This is a genomic window from Actinomyces sp. 594 (assembly GCF_019325145.1).
Lineage (GTDB): Bacteria > Actinomycetota > Actinomycetes > Actinomycetales > Actinomycetaceae > Actinomyces.
In genome coordinates, this window is sequence record NZ_PIZC01000034.1 from 126,748 (window position 1) to 146,160 (window position 19,413).

Annotated in this window: 16 protein-coding genes; 7 read left to right on the forward strand and 9 right to left on the reverse strand. The window is 71.5% G+C overall.

Annotation, left to right across the window (positions count from 1 at the left end):
* The first annotated feature begins 21 nt into the window (after nucleotides 1–21).
* The gene (locus GZ998_RS05010) at nucleotides 22–465 is read left to right on the forward strand and encodes a metallopeptidase family protein (RefSeq protein ID WP_237564117.1); all 444 of its coding nucleotides are present in this window, start codon (nucleotides 22–24) and stop codon (nucleotides 463–465) included.
* Nucleotides 466–544: 79 nt separating this feature from the next.
* Nucleotides 545–982, forward strand: a complete 438-nt coding sequence (locus tag GZ998_RS05015) for a DUF3499 domain-containing protein (protein WP_161924567.1) — start codon at nucleotides 545–547, stop codon at nucleotides 980–982.
* 56 nt (nucleotides 983–1,038) lie between these two features.
* On the opposite strand, the gene GZ998_RS05020 is transcribed toward GZ998_RS05015, so the two are convergent.
* The gene (locus tag GZ998_RS05020) at nucleotides 1,039–1,914 is read right to left on the reverse strand and encodes an RDD family protein (RefSeq protein WP_219109214.1); all 876 of its coding nucleotides are present in this window, start codon (nucleotides 1,912–1,914) and stop codon (nucleotides 1,039–1,041) included.
* 14 nt (nucleotides 1,915–1,928) lie between these two features.
* Between GZ998_RS05020 and GZ998_RS05025 the strand changes: the two genes are divergently transcribed.
* Complete coding sequence (locus GZ998_RS05025; protein WP_161924565.1) at nucleotides 1,929–2,924, forward strand: stage II sporulation protein M; 996 nt, start codon at nucleotides 1,929–1,931, stop codon at nucleotides 2,922–2,924.
* A gap of 65 nt (nucleotides 2,925–2,989) precedes the next feature.
* Here GZ998_RS05025 and GZ998_RS05030 read toward each other — a convergent pair whose 3' ends face one another.
* The 5 genes from GZ998_RS05030 to GZ998_RS05050 are packed head-to-tail and all read right to left on the reverse strand — an operon-like array spanning nucleotide 2,990 to nucleotide 8,681.
* Nucleotides 2,990–4,282: a DUF58 domain-containing protein gene (locus tag GZ998_RS05030; protein ID WP_219109215.1), complete on the reverse strand. Its 1,293-nt coding sequence runs from the start codon at nucleotides 4,280–4,282 to the stop codon at nucleotides 2,990–2,992.
* 23 nt (nucleotides 4,283–4,305) lie between these two features.
* On the reverse strand, nucleotides 4,306–5,508 hold the full coding sequence (locus GZ998_RS05035; protein ID WP_238994141.1) for a MoxR family ATPase: 1,203 nt from the start codon (nucleotides 5,506–5,508) through the stop codon (nucleotides 4,306–4,308).
* The gene (locus GZ998_RS05040; protein WP_162678453.1) at nucleotides 5,505–6,704 is read right to left on the reverse strand and encodes a DUF4350 domain-containing protein; all 1,200 of its coding nucleotides are present in this window, start codon (nucleotides 6,702–6,704) and stop codon (nucleotides 5,505–5,507) included. The genes GZ998_RS05035 and GZ998_RS05040 overlap by 4 nt, the downstream gene beginning before the upstream one ends.
* Nucleotides 6,701–7,408: a DUF4129 domain-containing protein gene (locus GZ998_RS05045; RefSeq protein ID WP_237564116.1), complete on the reverse strand. Its 708-nt coding sequence runs from the start codon at nucleotides 7,406–7,408 to the stop codon at nucleotides 6,701–6,703. Before GZ998_RS05045 ends, GZ998_RS05040 begins: the two co-directional genes overlap by 4 nt.
* A gap of 25 nt (nucleotides 7,409–7,433) precedes the next feature.
* Nucleotides 7,434–8,681 carry a glycerophosphodiester phosphodiesterase gene (locus GZ998_RS05050; RefSeq protein ID WP_161924563.1) on the reverse strand — a complete coding sequence of 416 codons (1,248 nt, stop codon included), beginning with the start codon at nucleotides 8,679–8,681 and terminating at the stop codon, nucleotides 7,434–7,436.
* Nucleotides 8,682–9,020: 339 nt separating this feature from the next.
* On the opposite strand from GZ998_RS05050, the gene mtrA reads away from it, so the two are divergent.
* From mtrA to GZ998_RS05065, 3 genes are all read left to right on the forward strand, one after another.
* The gene (mtrA, locus tag GZ998_RS05055; RefSeq protein ID WP_161924562.1) at nucleotides 9,021–9,704 is read left to right on the forward strand and encodes an MtrAB system response regulator MtrA; all 684 of its coding nucleotides are present in this window, start codon (nucleotides 9,021–9,023) and stop codon (nucleotides 9,702–9,704) included.
* Between the two features lie 64 nt (nucleotides 9,705–9,768).
* On the forward strand, nucleotides 9,769–11,655 hold the full coding sequence (gene mtrB, locus GZ998_RS05060) for an MtrAB system histidine kinase MtrB (protein WP_272927750.1): 1,887 nt from the start codon (nucleotides 9,769–9,771) through the stop codon (nucleotides 11,653–11,655).
* Nucleotides 11,656–11,705: 50 nt separating this feature from the next.
* A complete protein-coding gene (locus GZ998_RS05065) occupies nucleotides 11,706–13,490 on the forward strand; it encodes an LpqB family beta-propeller domain-containing protein (RefSeq protein ID WP_161925411.1) in 1,785 nt (594 codons plus the stop codon).
* Between the two features lie 129 nt (nucleotides 13,491–13,619).
* Here the strand turns inward: GZ998_RS05065 and hpf are convergent, their stop codons facing one another.
* Together hpf and GZ998_RS05075 are read right to left on the reverse strand one after the other, a co-directional pair.
* A complete protein-coding gene (gene hpf, locus GZ998_RS05070) occupies nucleotides 13,620–14,270 on the reverse strand; it encodes a ribosome hibernation-promoting factor, HPF/YfiA family (RefSeq protein WP_161924560.1) in 651 nt (216 codons plus the stop codon).
* 290 nt (nucleotides 14,271–14,560) lie between these two features.
* Nucleotides 14,561–15,433 carry a ComF family protein gene (locus GZ998_RS05075; RefSeq protein ID WP_219109216.1) on the reverse strand — a complete coding sequence of 291 codons (873 nt, stop codon included), beginning with the start codon at nucleotides 15,431–15,433 and terminating at the stop codon, nucleotides 14,561–14,563.
* Nucleotides 15,434–15,806: 373 nt separating this feature from the next.
* Here GZ998_RS05075 and secA point away from each other — a divergent pair, with 373 nt between their 5' ends.
* On the forward strand, nucleotides 15,807–18,698 hold the full coding sequence (gene secA / locus GZ998_RS05080; protein WP_162678450.1) for a preprotein translocase subunit SecA: 2,892 nt from the start codon (nucleotides 15,807–15,809) through the stop codon (nucleotides 18,696–18,698).
* A 47-nt stretch (nucleotides 18,699–18,745) separates the two neighbouring features.
* Here secA and GZ998_RS05085 read toward each other — a convergent pair whose 3' ends face one another.
* Nucleotides 18,746–19,384 carry an Rv3235 family protein gene (locus GZ998_RS05085; RefSeq protein WP_219109217.1) on the reverse strand — a complete coding sequence of 213 codons (639 nt, stop codon included), beginning with the start codon at nucleotides 19,382–19,384 and terminating at the stop codon, nucleotides 18,746–18,748.
* Nucleotides 19,385–19,413 lie beyond the last annotated feature (29 nt).

Consider the following 19,413-nt stretch of genomic DNA (forward strand, 5'->3'; position numbering starts at 1 on the left):
ATGATCGTTTAGGGTGGGGGCGTGGCTCGGTCATCCCAACTGCCCCCGGCACCCATCCCGGCGTCCCCGCGTCGGCGCGACCGCCACGGTCGCGGGCTGCGGGGCCCGCTGCTGCCGCCCCACCTGCCCGCCTGGCGTACCCGGGCCGAGCGCTTCGACGCCATGGTGATCGCCGCCGCCGACGCACTGTCCCGCCGGCACCCGGAGATCACCCAAATGCAGTTCGCCGTCGAGGAGGTTCCGCCCTCAGACCCCGCACCGTGGGAGCAGGGGGTTGTGCTCGGCCGGGGATTCGCTGCGGAGCCGCGCGCCGGACTGCCCACCCGGATCGTCCTGTACCGGCGTCCCATAGTCTCCCGCGCCGCAGACGACGCCGAGCTGGCAGAGCTCGTGCGGCGCGTCGTAGTTGAGCAGGTGGCGCTGGTGCTCGGGCGCCGTCCGGAGGAGATCGACCCGGATCTGTGAGCACTGCGCCTGGCGCAACGCTGCACCGCCACTCCCGCGGCTACCGCACCCGCCGCCCCGCGCGCGGTAGCCTGCGGGCGTGAGAAGAGTCCGCCACTGCCGCAGGCCCGGATGCGAGAACCCGGCCGTAGCCACCTTGACCAGCGTGTACGCCGACTCCACGATCGTGCTCGGCCCGCTGGCCACGCAGGCCCAGCCGGAGGCCTACGACCTGTGCCAGAAGCACGTGGAGTCCTTCACCGCGCCACGCGGCTGGCAGGTAATCCGGCTCGCCACGGACTTCCAGCCGGCACCGCCGTCGGACGACGACCTGACCGCCCTGGCCGACGCCGTCCGGGAGGCGTCACGCGCGCCGCGGCCCAAGCCGCAGCCGGCCGAGCACGCCGGCCGCCCCACCGGCCTGCTGCCCACATCACTGACCGCCCCGCTCCCGGATCACCTGACCGGACTGGGCGACGGCGAGATCACCCGGCGGGGCCACCTGCGGGTGCTGCGCGGCGAGAAGACCGAGGACTGAGCCGCCCCGCGGTGCCATCCCAAGGTACCGCCCCACGGTGGCCCGCCGCTCCCGCCTCACTTCCCCTGCGCGGGTGCGGCCACATCAAACGGCGCCGTGCGCAAGGCGGCGCGCGCATCGTCCTCCAGGCGCCGGTCCCGCAGCTCAAGCATGAACTCTCGGTCCCGCCGTGCCGCGAGCAGGGCCGCCAGGAAGCGCTCCGGGTGCGTGTGCGGGGGCGGTGGCGGGGCCACGTAGGGCTCCGCCTGCGCGGCCAGCTGCAGCCCCAGCCGCAGCCGCGCCTGGGGCTGCATGGATGACGCCCGCTGCAGGAAGGTCCGGATGACGAGCGCCAGGTGCCCGGGAAGGGCGCGCAGATCGGCGTCGGCGGCCCAGGCGGCCAGCTCCGGGGGAATGAGGATCGGCGGCGCATCAACCCCGCCGCTGCGCTCACGAACCGCATAGGTGCCCGCCAGCAGGTCGCCCAGGCGCTTGCCGCGGCGGGTGACCACGCACGCTGACACCGCCGGCACCCCAGCGAGCAGCCAGATCTCGACGACGCCCACCAGGACTCGCACCAGGCTGTGGCGCAACCGCACCGCTCCGCCGTCGTCGCGGACGATGCGGGAGCCGGTGACCATCCGCCCGGCGGAGCGCCCCCGCGTGAGTACCTCCACTCCCAGCGGCACCACCACCATCCAGCCCAGGGCCACCAGGGCCACCAGCGCCATCACCAGCGCCTCGGACGGGTGGGGAATGACCCGGTCACCGATCAGGAGGCCCGTGACCACGGAGACCAGCAGGCCGGCGGCATACAGGGCGTAGTCGATGAACCCGGACAGGATGCGAGATCCGGGGGAGGCGGGAAGCACCTCCAGAGCTACGGCCTCACCGGTGATCATCAGGTCCGGCGTCATCATCCGCTCGGACGAGGCGGCAGCCTCATTCACCATGACAGACTCCTCTCGTGGACATTGACGCCTTTGCCGCAGCGCACCGCGACCAGTGGGACCGCCTGGACCAGCTCACGTCCCGCCGTCGGCTCACCGGAGCCGAGGCGGACGAGCTGGTATCCCTTTACCGGGCCACTGCCGCGCACCTGTCCCGGATCCGCACCGGCGCGCCCGACCCGGTGCTGCTGGCCGAGCTGTCCACCAGGATTGCGGCGGCGCGCGGACGCATAACCGGCACGCGCGAGGCGCGTATGAGCGATCTCAGGCGCTTCTGGGTGGCCAGCGTCCCCGCAGCCCTGTACCGGCTGCGCTGGTGGACCGTGGCGGTGACGGCGGTAGAGATCGCGATCGCCGTGATCGTGGGCGTGTGGACGCTGCGCAGTCCCGAGGCCATGGCCGCGCTCGGGTCGCAAAGTGAACTGGACACCTACGCGCAGGAGTCCTTCGAGGCCTACTACTCCAATTACGCCCCCTCGGAGTTCGCCGGCCAGGTGTGGACTAACAACGCCCGCGTCGCCGCCCTGTGCGTGGCCAGCGGCATCACCGGGGTGCTGCCGGCCTACGTGCTGTTCGCCAACGCGGTGAACGTCGGGCAGGCCGGCGCCATCATGGCTGACCACGGCCTGCTCGGGCAGTTCTTCGCCCTGATCACCCCGCACGGGCTGCTGGAGCTGACCTGCGTATTCGTGGCCGGCGCCGCGGGCCTGAAACTGTTCTGGACCATGCTGGCGCCCGGGGACCGGTCGCGCGGCGTGGCGCTCGCGGCGGAGGGCCGCGCCCTGATCACAGTTGCGGCGGGGCTGACGGTGGCGCTGGCGGTCTCCGGATTCATCGAGGCCTTCGTGACCCCGGCACCGCTGCCTTGGCTGCTCAAGGGCACGATCGGTGCGCTGGCCCTGGCGGTGTTCTGGGCCTACACCCTGCTGCCGGGGCGTCGGGCGGTCATGGCCGGGCACACCGGAGACCTGGAGACCGACGAGGCCGGCGCGATCCAGGCTGAGGCCGGCTGATCGGCCGACTGGTCCGGCAGCACCGCCGGACGCCCATACGGCCGCGGTGCCGCGCGGCTTACCCATCACAGCCTCCCCGCAGCCTTGAGCGCCAGGTAGGCGTCGGCAAGTGCCGGAGCCAGGGCGCCCGGCTGCTCCTCCACCACCTCCACGCCGGCGCGGCGCAGACGCGCTCGCACTGCGCTGAGCTCTACCAGCTCGCGCTCGGCGGCGGCAGCCGTGTAAACGCTTTCGGCGTCATCACGCCGGGAGCGCAGGTGCTCCAGGCCCGGATCGGTGGCGGAGGCCACTACTACCGTGTGCTTGCGGGCCATAATGCCCAGGGCCCGCAGCATGTCGGCGTTCGCTCCCGCCCCGTCCAGCCCGGTCAGCACCACTACCAGGGCGTGCTGGGACAAGGACGCCTCCACCGTCGCCGCCACCAGGGTCCAGTTGGTCTCCACCAGCGCCGGCTGCAGCGGGGCGAATGCGTCCGCCAGCGCGCCCAGGAGGGCGGATCCGGACACGCCCCGCACCTGCGCCCGGGTCTGTACGTCTGTGGCCACGGCGTCCACCCGGTCCCCGGCGCGCGCTGCCAGCGCCGCCAGCAGCAGCATCGCCTCGATCTGCGCGTCCAGCCGGGGAGCGTCATCCAGGCGCGCCGCCGCCATCCTCCCGGTGTCCACCACTATCAGTACCCGGCGGTCCCGCTCCGGCCTCCAGGTGCGCACCACCACCTCCGCGCGTCGGGCCGTGGATCGCCAGTCGATGGAACGCACGTCGTCGCCGACGACGTACTCGCGCAGGGAGTCAAACTCGGTGCCGGCCCCGTGCACCATTACGGCGCTACGCCCGTCCATCTCCCGCAGCCGGGACAATTTGGAGGGCAGGTGCCTGCGGGAGGCGAAGCGGGGCAGCACCCGCAGCCTGGCCGGCACATGCAGCGAGGCCTGCCGGCCGGCCAGCCCCAGGGGGCCGCGCACGCGCACGGTTACCAGGTCGGCGATGCGGTCGCCACGCCGGGTGGGGGTCAGCTGGGTGCGTAGGCGGCGCTGGCGCCCAGCCGGGACCGTCAATGCGCGGCGCTCGTGGGAGGCACCTGCCGAAGGCTGCCAGGCGTCCCGAACCAGGGCGGACATGCTGCGCCCAGTGGTGTTGAACAGGGTCAGCGTCTCGGTGACGGTCTCACCCAGGCGGACGGAGCGGGGCACCGACCTGGTGGCGCGCAGGCCCCGCGGCGAGGGCGCCGCCGCCACATCCACCGCCACCAGCGCAGCCACCAGGGCCGTCCACGCTACGACGGTGCCCGGGCGGGGCACGAGCGGCACGAGGACGGCGCCGGCGGCAAGCAGCCAGACGGCGCGCATGGTCAGGTACACGGGTGCCTCCTTAGCGCGATCGGCTACCGCGGCACCGGCACCGCACGCAGGGCACCGTTGACCACTGACTCGGTGGACACGCCCTCCAGCTCGGCCTCGGCCCGCAGCTGGATGCGGTGGCGCAGCGTCGGCAGAGCGAGCGCCTTGACGTCGTCGGGGGTGACGAAGCCGCGCCCCGACAACCAGGCCCAGGCCTTGGCGGTGGCCAGGAGCGCCGTCGCCCCGCGGGGAGACACGCCCAGGGCGACCGACGGCGAGGTGCGGGTGGCCCGTACCAGGTCCACGATATAGGCGAGCACCTCCGGTGAGGCGCTGACGGTGCGCACCTGCTCCCTAGCGGTTGCCAGGTCCGCGGGAGAGGCCACGGCCTGCAGGCCCGCCGCCGGCAGGTCCCGGGGATTGAATCCGGTGGAGTGGCGGGACAGCACCTCAAGCTCCTCACCGCGCTCCGGCAGGGGCAGGATGAGCTTGAGCAGGAAACGGTCCAGCTGCGCCTCCGGCAGCGGGTACGTGCCCTCGTACTCCACCGGGTTCTGGGTCGCCACCACCATGAATGGATCGGGCAGCGCGCGCGGGGAGCCGTCGACCGACACCTGGTGCTCCTCCATCGCCTCCAGCAGGGCGGCCTGGGTTTTGGGCGGGGTGCGGTTGATCTCGTCGGCGAGCAGCAGGTTGGTGAACACCGGGCCCTCCCGGAAGGAGAACTCGGCGGTGCGGGCGTCATAGATCAGCGAACCGGTCACGTCGCCGGGCATCAGATCGGGCGTGAACTGCAGGCGCTTGGTACCAATGTCAAGGGAGGCGGCCAGGGAGCGCACCAGCAGGGTCTTGGCCACCCCGGGCACACCCTCTAAGAGCACGTGGCCACCGGCGAGCATGGCGATCACCAGCCCGGTGACGGCCGGATCCTGGCCGACAACCGCCTTGGCGACCTCGGCGCGTACCGCCCGCAGCCGGGCCCGGGGGTCGTTGCCCGGGGGCGTAGTTGCGTGCGGCTCGGCACTGGCCGAGGCGCGGACGGGGCCGGCTGCGGCACCTGGCGAGGCGGACGCTCCCGCGCTCGCGGGCTGCCCTGTGCCGGGCTGTGCTGTCCCGGGTCGCGCAGTGGTGGGGTCCGCCACGGTGCCGTATCCGCGGACGCCCGTGGTGGGCAGGGCCGTGGTGGGAACGTCGCTCTCGTCGAACTGGCGCGCCGGGTCATTGTGTGGGGAAGGGGGAGTGGTCATCGCGGGTGGACCTCGCTCTCGAGTAGTTCCAAGCGAACGGCCAGATCCGCCAGGACGTGGTCATTCGCGGGGGTGGGCCCGTACAGGGCATGGTCGATTGCTTCTGGGGGCCAGCCGGTGGCCCGCGCAGCCGCCTCGACGAGTTCGCCGCGGGACGCGGACGGCGGCATTCCGAGGCTGCGGCCGAGCCGGAGAGCGGTTCCCGACCGCAGCGCCTGAGCGGCGCGCTCACGGTCGCCGGCCCGGCGGTACAGGCGGCCGCGGCCAATGGCGGTCTCGGTGGCGCGCACCACCACCGGCAGGTCCTCAGGCACAAGTCTTCCGAAGCGGCGCCCCCGCGTGAAGGCCAGCGCGATGACGACGCCGCAGCCCAGGAACAGCAGCACCGGCAGCCACGGTGGCAGCGAAGGCCTGTCCCACAGGGTTGAAATGGACGACGCTCGGGAGGCATCGAACCAGACCAGCCGGTCGTTGTGGCCAAGCGCGCGAATCGCCAGCGCCGCGTTCCCGGCCGTGGTCAGGTTCTCATTAGTGACAATGCGCGGGTCGGCGATCACCCGCAGTGTGCCTCCGCCCTCCAGCGGCGCGGTGGCATAGGCATAGGCGTCCTCCCTAACCGGGAAGCAGCCCACAGCGCCGCTGACGTCATCCAGGAGGACCGAGCCGGTCGAGCCGGCCAGCGAGGCCGCAGCCACGGCGTCGGGGTCGGCGCACTCCGGCCGCAGTGAGGTGTCGGCGCTCGCGGAGACGCCGACCGGGGTCATGTCGGTCAGGTCCTGAAGATTCTCGTAGAGGGTTCCCAGGACCACTACGTCCTGCCCGGTCCGGGCCAGTCGGAAGCGGTCGAGGTAGCTCATCTCCCCGGCGTGGAGCACCACCACGGTGGCGCCGTCCGCGGCAGCACTGACGGCGGCGTCGGCGGAGCTGACGCTACTGACATCGATCCCCTCGCTGCGCAGCAGCTCGGCCAGAGCCTGGGTACCGTTGGCACGGGAGTTGTTGATCGCGTAGGGGACCTTGGATGACTGCGGCGTGGTCCACAGGGTGGCCAGGGCCACGAGTACGAGGAGCGCCCCGGCGGCTATGAAGGGGCGCCAGCGGCTCAGCCGCTCGCCCAGGCGCGCCCCCACTACCTGATCGCCGGTGTGCGCAGGCGCGGTGCCCTCGCCCCGATCCGGGGCCGTGGTGGTGCTCATGGTGTCACCTGCCTGGCCGGCGTCGGCAGGGCAAGAGGCGCTCGCGTGACCCGCTCGGCGAACTCGCGCATCCACGCGTCCTGGGAGGGGGTGGAAACGACGCTGCCGTAACGCACGGAGTCGAACAGCCGGGCGGCCTCATCCATCTCGGCTGCCAGCTCGCCCAGCGGACGGGCTGCCAGCCCCGCCGCCTCGTGCGCGGTCATGCCCGGATAGTCCTCCAGCGCGCCGCGCTCATCGAGTGTACGCACTACTGCCCGGAAGCGCTCGATCACGGCGGTTGCCCAGTCTCCCTGGGCGGCAGCGGCGTTGGCGGCACGGGTGAGGGCCGAGGCGTCGCGGTCGTCCTCGAACAGCACGCCGTGCGCGCGCCTGGCGCGCCGTGCCCAGGTGATACGGGTGAACATGACCCCCAGGGCGACAACCAGGGCGAGCACCAGCACCACCACGATCAGCACGGACAGCCACGATGGCACCCCGGGCACGGCCCCGCGCGGGTCCAGGTGCTCCGCGAGCCAGCGCCAGGCGCGCTCCCACAGGGTGGCGGCGTGGTGATAGGCGGGCTTGGCCAGCTCCTTCTCGGCGGCGCGACGCGCGGTGTCGGCGTCGGGCGTGGCCGGAACATCCAGGGGTGGCAGGCCACACAGCTCCCGCCCCGAGTAGGGGACGTGGACGGCTGCGGGCACCGGTGGCATCGGGATCATGCGGAACCTCGGGCGCCGATCGCGGTCAGACTCCGGCGGAGCGGCGCAGCTCGACGTCCAGGCCCTCCTGACGCATGCGCAGGTCGATGTAGACCAGCGCGGTTGCGGCGGAGGAGAAGGGCCGGATCAGCGCGTCGAGGAGGCTGCCGATGAAGGCCGACACCATGATCAGCACAGTGGACGCCCCGATCCCGACGAGCAGGGTTCCGGCGCCGCTGAGGGCGCCGATGGCGCCCCCGAGAACCGCGGAGACGGTGCCAACCAGCAGGCCGACCAGCAGCTGGACGCCCAGCACGCGCCAGAAGTACCCCCGGGTCAGCTGCCAGGAGCGGCGGATGCCCTCCCAGATGCTGACGTTCTCCAGGATCAGCGCGGCGCCCGCCACGGACAGGCGCACGCCCAGGAAGGCCGCAGCGATCAGGCCGCCGACGCCGAGCAGGAAGCACACCAGCATGATCAGTCCCAGGTTGGCGGAGCTGCCGGAGTCGTCTAGGGCGAAGACAGAGCCGATTAACAGCCCAACGGCGCCGAGGGCGGCGACGAATGCGGCCAGTCCGGTGACCAGTTCCACCAGCAGTGCCTGGCCGATCAGTGCCCACAGCCGCGGCCGGACGCGCTCCCACACCTCGGCCGGCGTGGCGATGCGGCCCAGCACCGAGCGCGATACGGTCACGGTCAGCAGCCCCGTCAGGACGGTGATGGCGAAGAAGTTGATCGCCGTGCTCACTAGTGACAGGCCGGTGGAGCCGCCGAGATATGAACTGAGCGCGTTAAAGACTTCCTGGTCGGAGCCGACGGAGGCGTAATCGTACTCGTTGTAGGAGTCAATGATACTGATCTGGTTGGACAGGGTGCTGAATGCCAGGAATGTGAACAGCGCGGATATCAGGCCGGCGGCACCCATGACCACTATGGCCGGCAGGAACATGGCTCGGGGGTTGGCCCGCAGCGATTCGAAGGCGCCGGTGATGATCTCGGTGATGGTGAGCGGCCGCAACGGGATGATGCCGGGCTTGGGCGCCACGAAGAATCCGCCCGGACCTGCCGTGTAGGTGCCCGCCTGCTGGGCGTATTGGGAATACTGGGCACCTCCCGCGTAGGAGCCTTGACCCTGGGGCGCCTGCTGGCCGTAGGCGGGCTGCTCCGACTGGGCGTAGGTGCCATAGCGGGGCGCGGACGCCGACTCCGGCTGCTGCTGCGGGCCGGGTTCAGGGGATGGGCTCGCGTGAGTCCCTCCGGTGGGTGGCTGCCACCCGGTGTTGTCGGTGCTCATGGGCATACTGTGTCACGGCGGGGAAACCGGCGCTCTCCACCCAGAGGAGGAGATCAGGTGCCGGGGCCGCGGCCTTCGCGGCTCGGGCCGCCCGGCGCGACGGTGCGCGTACACGCTCCGACACGCCCGGGCGACGCCCCGCGGCGGGACGGATTTTCGTGGACGCTCGCGGGGCCCGGCGCCGACTCCGGGGGCCTCGCAGGGGCGATAAGACAGGGGTACCGGGCCAGAAGTCCCGGCCCGACAGCTGCTTAGTGTCAACTTAACGGGATATGATGAAAGTCATAGTGCACCATATCGGTGGCGTTTGTGGCTGGACTACGTGCCAAGATAGGCGCCATGCGCACTCGCATTCTGGTCGTTGACGATGACACTGCCCTGGCCGAGATGATCGGCATCATGCTCGAGGCGGAGGACTACACTCCGTCCTTCTGCGCCGACGGCGCGAAGGCTCTGGAGGCCTTCCGGGAGACAGACCCGGACTTGGTCCTGCTGGACCTGATGCTGCCCGGCATTGACGGCGTGGAAATCTGCAAGCTGATCCGCGCCGAGTCCGATGTGCCGATCATCATGCTCACTGCGCGTACGGACACCCAGGATGTGGTCGCCGGGTTGGAGGCCGGCGCGGATGACTACGTCACCAAGCCGTTCAAGTCCAAGGAGCTGCTCGCCCGCGTGCGCACCCGCCTGCGCCGCAATATCGACGCCAATGGCGCCGAGCACGTACGCGCCGGGGACCTGGACATCGATGTCTCCGGCCACCAGGTGCACCGCGGAGAGACGGTCATCAACCTCACTCCCCTTGAGTTCGACCTGCTGGTGACCCTTGCGCGCACGCCCTGGAAGGTGTTCACGCGCGAGGAGCTTCTGGAGCAGGTCTGGGGATACCAGCACGCCGCAGACACCCGCCTGGTCAACGTTCACGTGCAGCGCCTGCGCGCCAAGATCGAGAAGGACCCGGAGCACCCCAGCATCGTGGTCACCGTACGCGGAGTCGGCTACCGCGCCGGCGACGGCAAGTGACTGCGGGCGCGGTGGCCTCTGGGCCCCGCCCGCACCGCAGGCCTAGCCTCGCGGCTCACTGATCGTGGACGCCCAGAGCCCGGTCCGGAACGCGGGGCGCCAAGGCGCGCCGTCCCCACTGCGGGCGGCACGCCGGTCCCTTGGCACCTCCATGGTGCTGTTCGCGACCGTGACCGGAGTGGTGCTCATCGCCGTCCTGCTGGTTGCCGTCACCATAACCATCCGCAACGACGTCTTCGCCGAGCGGCGTGCCGCAATCCTGGCCGATGCCCGCCAGCGGGCAGTGACCACCCAATCGGTATTCGACGCGGCCGCGGTTGAAACTGCTGAGGACCTGACCGCCACCGCGCAGGCGCAGCTGTCAGCCATCAACGATTCCTTCGCGGGCGCGGGCGGTAAGGGGGTAGCACTGCGCCGGGCCTCCGGTGAGGCCTCCAACACCATAATCAACGACCTGGCCACCGATGCCGACCTGGCTGCGCTCATAACCGAGGAGCTCGCGGCCCAGGTGGAGGCAGGCGCACCCGGCGCCCAGTACTCCCAGCCCGTGGGCATCCCCGACGGCCACGGCGGCACCGACCCCGGGCTGGTCGTCGGCTCCCGGATCAACCTGCCCCTGGCGGGTGGGTACGACTTGTTCCTCGTCTATACCCTGGCGCCAGAGCAGCACGTCATCGACCTGGCTACCCGCGCCATCATCATCGCCGGCGCAGGCTTCTTGCTGCTGCTGCTGCTGGGCCTGTGGGCCCTGACCTCCCGTGTACTCATCCCCGTGCGCCGTGCCTCCCTGGCCGCCCAGCGGCTGGCCGGCGGGCACCTCCAGGAGCGGCTGCCAGTGGCGGGGGAGAACGAGATCGCTACCCTTTCCCGCTCCTTCAATAACATGGCCGATTCCCTGGAGGCGCAGATTCAGGCCTGGGAGAGCCTGTCGAAGGTGGAGAAGCTATTCGTATCCGACGTGTCCCACGAACTGCGTACTCCACTGGCCTCCATTCGGCTGGCGGCCGAGCAGATCTGGCAGGCGCGTGACGAGATCAAGGATCCTTTCGCCGCACGCAGCCTGGAGATCCTCATGCGGGAGATTGATCGCTTCGAGCAGATGCTGTCCGACCTGCTCGAGATCTCCCGCATCGACTCCGGACGGGTCCAGCTGCGATCCGCGGAGGCGGATATCAGCGCCGTCGTACGTGGCGTGCTCGACCTGGTTGCCGTGCACGTAGAGGCCTCCGGCTCCCCGATCCGCCTGCACTTGCCCGATGCTCCCGCCGTCGCCGAGGTGGATGTGGCCCGGGTGGAGCGCATCGTGCGCAACCTGATAGTCAATGCGCTCGAGCACGCGGAGGGCTCACCCATCGATATCACGGTTGCCGCCAGTGACGACGCCGTCGCCGTACGTGTGCGCGACCACGGGGTGGGCATGAGCCCGGACGTGGTCAAGAAGGTCTTTGACCGCTTCTACCGCGCCGACCCCTCCCGCAAGCGCACCCTGGGCGGCACCGGGCTGGGCCTGTCCATCTCCCTGGAGGACGCCGTCCTGCACGGGGGCACGCTCGTGGCCTGGGGGTGGCCGGCCGACGGCGCCTCCTTCCTGCTCACCCTCCCGCGCCGCCTCGGGCCCGACGCCACCCCCGGTGCTTTCACCAAGCCGGGACCGCTGGACGTGGTCCCCGACGACGCCCCGCCGGTCTCCCGCGTCGGTGCCCGTACCGTGGAGCCTGGCCAGGTCCCGCCGGCGGTCCCGGCGTTGACGCCGTCTCCGGCGTCTCGGCGCTCGGACGTCGAGCGCGACGTGGAGCAGGAGGAGCCTGAGGCCCCGGCCCCAGCGGCCCTGTCGGGCGGTGAGCCGGAGCCGCCCGTACCTGCCGGCGCGCACGGCTCCGGGGAGGGCCCCAGCGCCCGCACCCCGGAGGACGTGGACGCCCGCAGGAAGCAGGGGGAGGTGCGCCGGTGACTGGGGCCGAGTCCAGTGGCTCCTCCGCTGCGCCCGGGCTCACTCGGCAGATGCCCCGGCGCAGCATGCTCGCCGCCATGCTCCTAGGTGGGGGAGCGCTCGCCGCGTGCACGGCGCTGCCCACGTCCGGAGAGATCACCGAGTCAGATCTCCCGGGCATCACCGAGGAGCAGCTCATTCAGACCGCGGCCGGCCCGGTGGACGGCGCGACGCCGGATGAGATCGTCACCGGGTTCCTGCGTGCCTGCGTAGCCGGCCTGTTCGATGACTTCGCCACCGCCCGGGCCTTCCTCACCGATGCCGCCTCCGCCTCCTGGCAGCCGAGCGCCAGCGTAGGGATCTACGAGGGCTCCACCATGCCCGTCGTCACGGTAGTCGAGCACGAGGTCACGGTTACGGTGGACCTGATCGGCACTATCGACGCGGGCGGAGCGTTCACCGCGGCGTCCGAGCCCGACCATGCCTGCCACTATGTGCTCAGCGCCAACACCTCGGGCCAGTGGCGTATCGCCGAGCTGCCCGCCGGCATGCTGCTGTCCGATGGCGACCTGAGCGCGGGCTTCGCATCGGCCCCGTTGTTCTTCCTGACCCCGGACCACTCCCGCCTGGTACCCGAGCTGCGGTGGCTGCCCCGGCACGAGTTTCCCCGCCGCCTGATTGAGGCGCTTCTGGGCGGGCCCTCGCACTGGCTTGCCGCAGGTGCGACCACGGCGGTGCCCGAGGCGGCCGCGGTAGGCGATGACGGTGTAGTCGTCGAGGCGGGCGTCGCGAACGTGGACCTGACCGGACTGGGCGGTCCCCACGCGCTGGAGGGCTCACAGGCAGCACTTGTGGTGGCGCAGATACGCGCAACCCTGGTCGGGGCGGCGGACATCACCCAGGTACGGGGTGTCGTCGTGCGCGCGGACGGGGAGGAGCTCGGTGGCGCGGCGCCGCTGCCCGCGGTTGATGCGGCGCCGGGAGCGGTCGTCGGAATGTGCCTGGGGGCGGTGGTGCAGGGGACAACCTCGACGCGAACCACTTTGGTTACGGCCCAGACCCTGGGTGCAGGAACGGCCTCCCACCCCACGCTGGGCGCGGATGGAACTGTCTACGTCCTGAGCCGTTCGAGCCTGCTGCGCGTGCCGCCGGGGCAGAGCGCGGCGGACGTCATTATGTCGGTGGGCGATGCCGATTCCGGGGAGGACTCGGGGACCGGCGCAGAGCAGGATGCGCAGGACGGCGCGCGGGAGGACCCCGACCCGGGCGCTGCGGCCGGGCCCGGCGGCGTCGGGCTGCTGCCGCCTGTCGCCGACCGCCACCACTGGGTCTGGACCGGTGCCGAGGGCGAGCTCCTGGCGGTTGACGACCGTGGTAGGAGGGTTAGGCCGGCCGCCGCCTGGCTGGACGGTCGGAAGGTGATTTCCTTTGACGTCTCAGCCGAGTCCAGCCGCATCGTGGTGCGTCACAGCGCGGGCACGGGCGCGGCCGACGAGCGCGTTAGCGTGGCGGCCATTACCCGTGACGAGGGCGCTCCGGCAGGCCTGGGCGAGCCGCTCGAGCTGCCTGCGGCGACCGGGGCGCGCACCGGCGCAGTCGTGTGGTACGACGCGCTGAGCATCGCGGTCCTGCCCACGGCCCCTGAGGGGCAGACGCCGACCGGAGTCCTGCGGGTTCCAGTCGGCGGGCCACTTGCCACCACGATCACCTCCCCGGCAGCGGTTGCCATCACCGCCGACCGCGCCACCGGGGCGGTGCAGCTCACCGACGCGGCGGGGCGCATCTGGCAGCAGACCGGCACAGCCTGGCGCGTAAGCGCCACCGACGTGACGGACATCGCCTACCCATTGCCCTGAGGCGCAGGCAGGGGCGGGACGGCGGTGGGGCCATGCCGGCCGGTGCAGGCACCGGCATACAGCGCGCCCCGCATGCGGCACAGCGCATGCGGGGCGGGTGAATGACCGATCCGGCCGGGTGCGCGGGGGTCAGTCGGCGGGGGAGACCTGGGCGTTCAGGCGGATCACGCCGTAGGTCCAACCGTGCCGGTGGTAGACCGCGCAGGGCTGCATCGTGGACTTCTCAATGAACAGGTAGAAGGGGTGACCGACCAGCTCCATCTGGTACAGCGCCTCGTCGACCGTCATCGGTACCGCCTCGTGGAGCTTCTGCCGCACCACCACAGGAGAGTCGCCCAACTGCGACTCCACGGCCACGCCCGGCTCGGTGGGAGCCGTGGGGGAGTCCTCGATGGGGAGGTCATCGGTGTCCGGCAGCTGCGGCTCCTCGGCGGGCGCGGGCGGTACCGACTCCGGGAGGTCGACGATGTAGCGCCGGTGGTTCTTCTTCCGGTCCCGTGCCCGGCGCAGGCGCTCGGTCAGCTTCCCCATGGCGATGTCGAAGGCCGCGAAGCGGTCCGAGGAGCTGGCCTCGGCCCGGATTACCGGGCCCTTGGAGATCACCGTGATCTCAGCGCGCTCGGCCGTGTCCGCCTGGCGCGGGTTGCGCTCATGGGTGATCTCGACCTCGACTCTCTGCACGCGCGGGTCGAACTGCTCGACCTTGGCTGCCTTCTCCTCGACGTAGTCCCGCAGGCGCGAGCTGATCTCCGCGTTGCGGCCGACGACGTTGATGTCCATGGTGGAACCTCTTTCTAAGTCCAAGTGATCCTTGTGAGGGGATCGGGCTGGGGGAAACACCCGCCGCACCTTGCGACGAGCTTCGGAGTGGTCGGCCACCTCCTTGTGTGCTGCCGGTGTACAACCGGGCGCGGAATCTGCTCTCGGCGCCGCGCTGCCGTGTGTGTTACGACACATAAGCTACACCATTTCCGGGGCCGCCACGTACAGCGCACCGTTCGCGGTGGAGCCGGGACGCCGATGCCCTGGTGGCCCGTGCGTGAGGGCGTCCCAGCAGACCGGGGCGCGGGCTACGCGTCCGCAGCGGTGCCCGGCTGGGCCGGTACGCCACTGGGGTCGACCTGGGTGCGTGGCCGACTGGGACGGGCGGGTGCCGACCCGCTGGGTACCGGCCCGCCGGGGACCGTGATCGGGCGCCCGCGGGCCGGCGGGGGAGCCGCCGCCACCACCAGGGCGGCCCCGACTACCGCCCCGGCCTGCCGCAGCGCTCGCGCACAGGCGCCCAGGGTCGCCCCGGTGGTCACCACGTCGTCCACCAGCACTACTCCCGCGCCTTGCACCGGTGCCAGTACCCGCGGCGGCTCGGAGCGGTTCGCCCGCCGCTGGGCCGCCGAGCGGCCCGCCTGGTGCACGCCCCCGGAACCGAGGCGACGTCGCAGCACGTCCGTGCTGGCCACCGTCACGGCTCGCGCCGGCCCCGGGGTGCCGGCAGCAGGCCAGCCCGCTGCCAGGCCCCGCGCGACGGCGTCGGCCAGGTCCGCCGCCACCAGCAGCCCGCGTGCGCGCCGTCGCAGTCCCGACGGCGCCGGCACTACCAGCAGGTGCCCGCTCGAGGCTGCGGCCGCCACCACCTGGTCCGGCAGGTGGGCTGCGAGCCATCCGCCCGCGTCCTGCCCCACCTGGGACATTAGGCGCCCCAAGTCCTCCCGCGCTCCGCTCTTCCAGCCCAGGACCAGGGCGCGGATGGGGCCTGCGTAGGTGGCAAGCGCCCATACCGGCAGGTCGCCGGCCGCGTCGACGTGCTCCACCCGGTGCGGCTGCGCGGCGAGCAGCGCGGCGCACTCCTGGCACAGGGCGACGTCCCAGCGGCCGCAGCCCGCACAGGTCACGGGTAGGGTGAGGCGCAGCGCGGCGGTGAGCGTGCCGGAGCGGGACGGGGGCATGCGGCCAGTGTGCTGGGCCGGCTGCACGCGCGCACGCCACTGCCCCGGGGCCTCCACAGGGAACTGCTGGGGGCTGTCTCCGGGAGCGCCTGTGGACGGGGGCGCAGGACGCGACGGGAGGCGGCGGATGGGGCGGGGCTGCCAGGGCATAGGGCCGCAAGGACAGGGCCGCAAGGAGCGGGCAGCAGGTGGCGGGCCGGCGAAGCGCAATCGCGGCTCTGCGGTGAGCGATAGCACTGATCCGTCCGCGGCGGCGTCGGCGGGATGGCATACCATGGCGGAGTTCGCGCCCGGTCCGCCCGGGCACGGGGCCCGCCCGCCTAAGGGGCCGCGCCGCGGCGGGCTCCCACCAGCTACCAGGGGAGATACCAGCGTGTCGATTGTCGACCGGATCCTGCGCATCGGTGAGGGACGGACCCTCAAGAAGCTCGATGCCCTCGCCACCCAGGTGGAGGCCCTCGCCGAGGACTACAAGGACTTCACCGATGCGGAGCTGCGCGAGCAGACCGCGGAGTTCAAGCAGCGCTACGCCGACGGGGAGACCCTGGACGAGCTCCTTCCCGAGGCCTTCGCCACCGTCGTAGAGGCGGCCGACCGGGTGCTCGGCCAACGCCCCTACCACGTGCAGATCATGGGCGGCGCCGCCCTGCACCAGGGCAACATCGCGGAGATGAAGACCGGTGAGGGCAAGACCCTGGTGGCCACCATGCCCTCCTACCTGCGCGCGCTGACCGGCAAGGGCGTCCACGTGGTCACCGTCAACGACTACCTGGCCGAGTACCAGTCCGACCTCATGGGGCGCGTGCACCGCTTCCTGGGCCTGTCCACCGGCTGCGTGCTGGCCACGCAGAATCCCGCCCAGCGGCGCAAGCAGTACCAGTGCGACATCACCTACGGCACCAACAACGAGTTCGGCTTCGACTACCTGCGCGACAACATGGCCCAGCGTCCGGAGGACCTGGTCCAGCGCGGGCACGCCTTCGTGATCGTCGACGAGGTGGACTCGATCCTCATTGACGAGGCCCGCACGCCGCTGATCATCTCCGGCCCCGCCACCGGTGACGTGAACAAGTGGTACAAGGAGTTCGCCAAGCTTGCCCAGCGCCTGCGCGCCGGCCGCGACTACGAGGTCGATGAGAAGAAGCGCACCGTGGGCGTGCTCGCCCCCGGCATCGAGCGGGTGGAGGACTACCTGGGCATCGACAACCTCTACGAGGCGGAGAACACGCCCCTGATCGGCTTCCTGAACAACGCCATCAAGGCCAAGGAGCTGTTCCACCTGGACAAGGACTACATCGTGCGCGACGGTGAGGTCCTCATCGTCGACGAGCACACCGGCCGCGTCCTGCCCGGGCGCCGCTACAACGAGGGCATGCACCAGGCCATTGAGGCCAAGGAGCGGGTGGACATCAAGGCTGAGAACCAGACCCTGGCCACCATCACCCTGCAGAACTACTTCCGCCTGTACCCGGAGGGATCCCGCTCCGGCATGACCGGTACCGCCGAGACCGAGGCCGCCGAGTTCTCCGGCACCTACGGGATCGGCGTGGTCCCAATTCCCACAAACAAGCCGATGATCCGCCAGGACCAGCCGGACCTGGTATACACCAACGTGGCCGCGAAGCTGGCCGCGGTCGTCGATGACATCGCCGAGCGGCACGCGGCCGGCCAGCCCGTGCTGGTGGGCACCACCAGCGTGGAGAAGTCCGAGCAGCTCTCGCGGCTGCTGGACAAGCGCGGCATCCCGCACGAGGTCCTCAACGCCAAGCAGCATGCACGTGAGGCCGCCGTCGTCGCCCTGGCGGGCCGCAAGGGCGCCGTCACCGTGGCCACCAACATGGCCGGACGCGGCACCGACATCATGCTGGGCGGCAACGCCGAGCACATTGCGGTGACGGCCCTGAAGGAGGCGGGGCTGGATCCGGAGGAGAACGCCGAGGAGTACGAGAAGGCCTGGCCCGAGGCGCTCGCGGCGGCGCAGGAGTCCTGCGCCGCGGAGCACGACGAGGTCGTCGAGCTGGGCGGGCTGTACGTGCTGGGCACCGAGCGGCACGAGTCCCGCCGTATCGATAACCAGCTGCGCGGGCGCTCCGGCCGCCAGGGGGATCCGGGTGAGTCGCGCTTCTACCTGTCCATGGAGGATGACCTGATGCGCATGTTCGCCTCCGGGGCTGCGCAGCGCATCATGAGCTCCGGCGCCTACCCCGACGACGTGCCGATCGAGTCGAAGATGGTCACTCGCGCCATCGCCTCCGCCCAGCGGCAGGTCGAGTCGCGTAACTACGAGATCCGCAAGAACGTCCTGAAGTACGACGACGTCATGACCGAGCAGCGCGAGAAGGTGTACTCCGAGCGGCGCCGCGTCCTGGACGGGGAGGACCTGGAGCCGCAGCTGGCCGGCTTCCGCGCCCAGGCGGTGGGCACGATCGTGGCCGCCCGCACGCAGGAGGGACGCCCCGACGAGTGGGACCTGGACGCCCTGTGGAATGACCTGGCGCACGTCTACCCGGTCAGCGTCACTCAGGAGGACCTGATCGAGGAGGTCGGCGGTCGCGACCTGCTCTCCACCGAGCGCCTGTCCGCCGAGCTCAGCGATGACGCCGCCGTTGCCTATGAGGAGGCCGAGCAGCGTCTCAATGACAACCCCATTGCCCGCGCGCAGCTGGGGGAGGAGCCCATGCGTGCGCTGGAGCGGCGCGTCCTGCTGGCCGTTGTGGACAAGCGCTGGCGCGAGCACCTGTATGAGATGGACTACCTGAAGGAGGGAATCGGCCTGCGCGCCATGGCCCAGCGGGACCCGCTGGTGGAGTACGCCAACGAGGGCGCCCACATGTTCAAGGCCATGATGGAGGGGATCCGGGAGGAGACCGTCGAGCAGGTGTTCGCCAACGCCGCCCGCTTCGATGCCGCGGCCGCCCGCGCCGCAGCCGCGCAGGCGGATGCGGAGGGCGAGTCTGCTACCGCGGCGGCGGGTACCGCTGCGCCGTCCGCCACTGAGCGGCCCGCCCGCGGGCGCAGTGCCGCCGTGGCCTCGGTTATGGGGGCTGCCGGTCAGGAGCCCTTGAAGCAGCGCCTGACCTACACGGCGCCTTCGGAGGACGGCACCGCTACTGCGGCCACCGAGCCCGCGGCTCGAGGCCGGGACGCGGCCCGGCCCGCGGCCGCCGGTGCATCTGCCGGCGGCGCAACGCGGCCGGCCGCCTCTGCAGCAGGCGGAGGCAACCGCAAGCAGCGGCGGGCAGCGGCCAGGAAGCGGCGCAAGTAGCAGGGTGCTGGTGCCGCCCGGTGGGCGGATGCCACCTGGCTCGGGCCTCAGGCGATCTCCAGGGCAGCCAGCAGCCAGCGGCCCCGAAAGGCCTCAAGCCGGGCCGCCGCAGCGCGTACGCGGGCGCCGTCGTCGAGCAGGATCGTCACCTCGCAGGTGCCGTTATCGGACTTTTGGGCGTGGGCCGAGCGCGGGCGTACGCGCGTCGGCGCCTGGCCCAGGAGCCTGCGTGCCAGTCCTGCCCGCCGGGACAGCGCCTCGAACAGCTCCGGCGTGGTCCAGCGCGCCAGGTGGTCGGCTCGGCGCTGGCCGTGTAGTACTTCTGCAGCGGCGGTCACGACTACGGCGGCGAAACGTGCCGGGTCCGGCATGTCATCCCCGGTGCCCGGTGCCTGCCGACTGGCGGTGCCGCCGGTGCCCAGGGAGGGGCGAAAGTGCAGCCGGTCCCACTCCTCGGCCCGCTCGGTGCCCTCCAGGACCGGACGCGGAACCAGCGCCCCGGCGGGGCTGCTCGTCGAGGTGCGCAGGCCCGGGACGGGCCGTAGCGGTGGCGTCGGGCCGGTGCGGCGCCGGTTCCGGCCGGCCGGGTGCGCGGCGTCCTCCTTTGCCTCGAGCGCGCGTAGGTGCCTACGCGCTGCGGCGGGGACGGCGTCGGGGCGGGTATCGGGAACGGTGAGGATGGACATGACGCTTCTCCTGCGCGGTGACGGGCGCG

What these genes read in the sequence shown, in the direction of transcription:
- GZ998_RS05020 (WP_219109214.1), bottom strand. Translation starts at nt 1,914, where the DNA reads ATGGTGAATGAGGCTGCCGCCTCGTCCGAGCGGATGATGACGCCGGAC.
- GZ998_RS05035 (WP_238994141.1), bottom strand. Translation starts at nt 5,508, where the DNA reads ATGACCACTCCCCCTTCCCCACACAATGACCCGGCGCGCCAGTTCGAC.
- GZ998_RS05040 (WP_162678453.1), bottom strand. Translation starts at nt 6,704, where the DNA reads ATGAGCACCACCACGGCCCCGGATCGGGGCGAGGGCACCGCGCCTGCG.
- GZ998_RS05045 (WP_237564116.1), bottom strand. Translation starts at nt 7,408, where the DNA reads ATGATCCCGATGCCACCGGTGCCCGCAGCCGTCCACGTCCCCTACTCG.
- GZ998_RS05050 (WP_161924563.1), bottom strand. Translation starts at nt 8,681, where the DNA reads ATGAGCACCGACAACACCGGGTGGCAGCCACCCACCGGAGGGACTCAC.
- mtrA (WP_161924562.1), top strand. Translation starts at nt 9,021, where the DNA reads ATGCGCACTCGCATTCTGGTCGTTGACGATGACACTGCCCTGGCCGAG.
- GZ998_RS05065 (WP_161925411.1), top strand. Translation starts at nt 11,706, where the DNA reads ATGCCCCGGCGCAGCATGCTCGCCGCCATGCTCCTAGGTGGGGGAGCG.
- hpf (WP_161924560.1), bottom strand. Translation starts at nt 14,270, where the DNA reads ATGGACATCAACGTCGTCGGCCGCAACGCGGAGATCAGCTCGCGCCTG.
- GZ998_RS05075 (WP_219109216.1), bottom strand. Translation starts at nt 15,433, where the DNA reads ATGCCCCCGTCCCGCTCCGGCACGCTCACCGCCGCGCTGCGCCTCACC.
- GZ998_RS05085 (WP_219109217.1), bottom strand. Translation starts at nt 19,384, where the DNA reads ATGTCCATCCTCACCGTTCCCGATACCCGCCCCGACGCCGTCCCCGCC.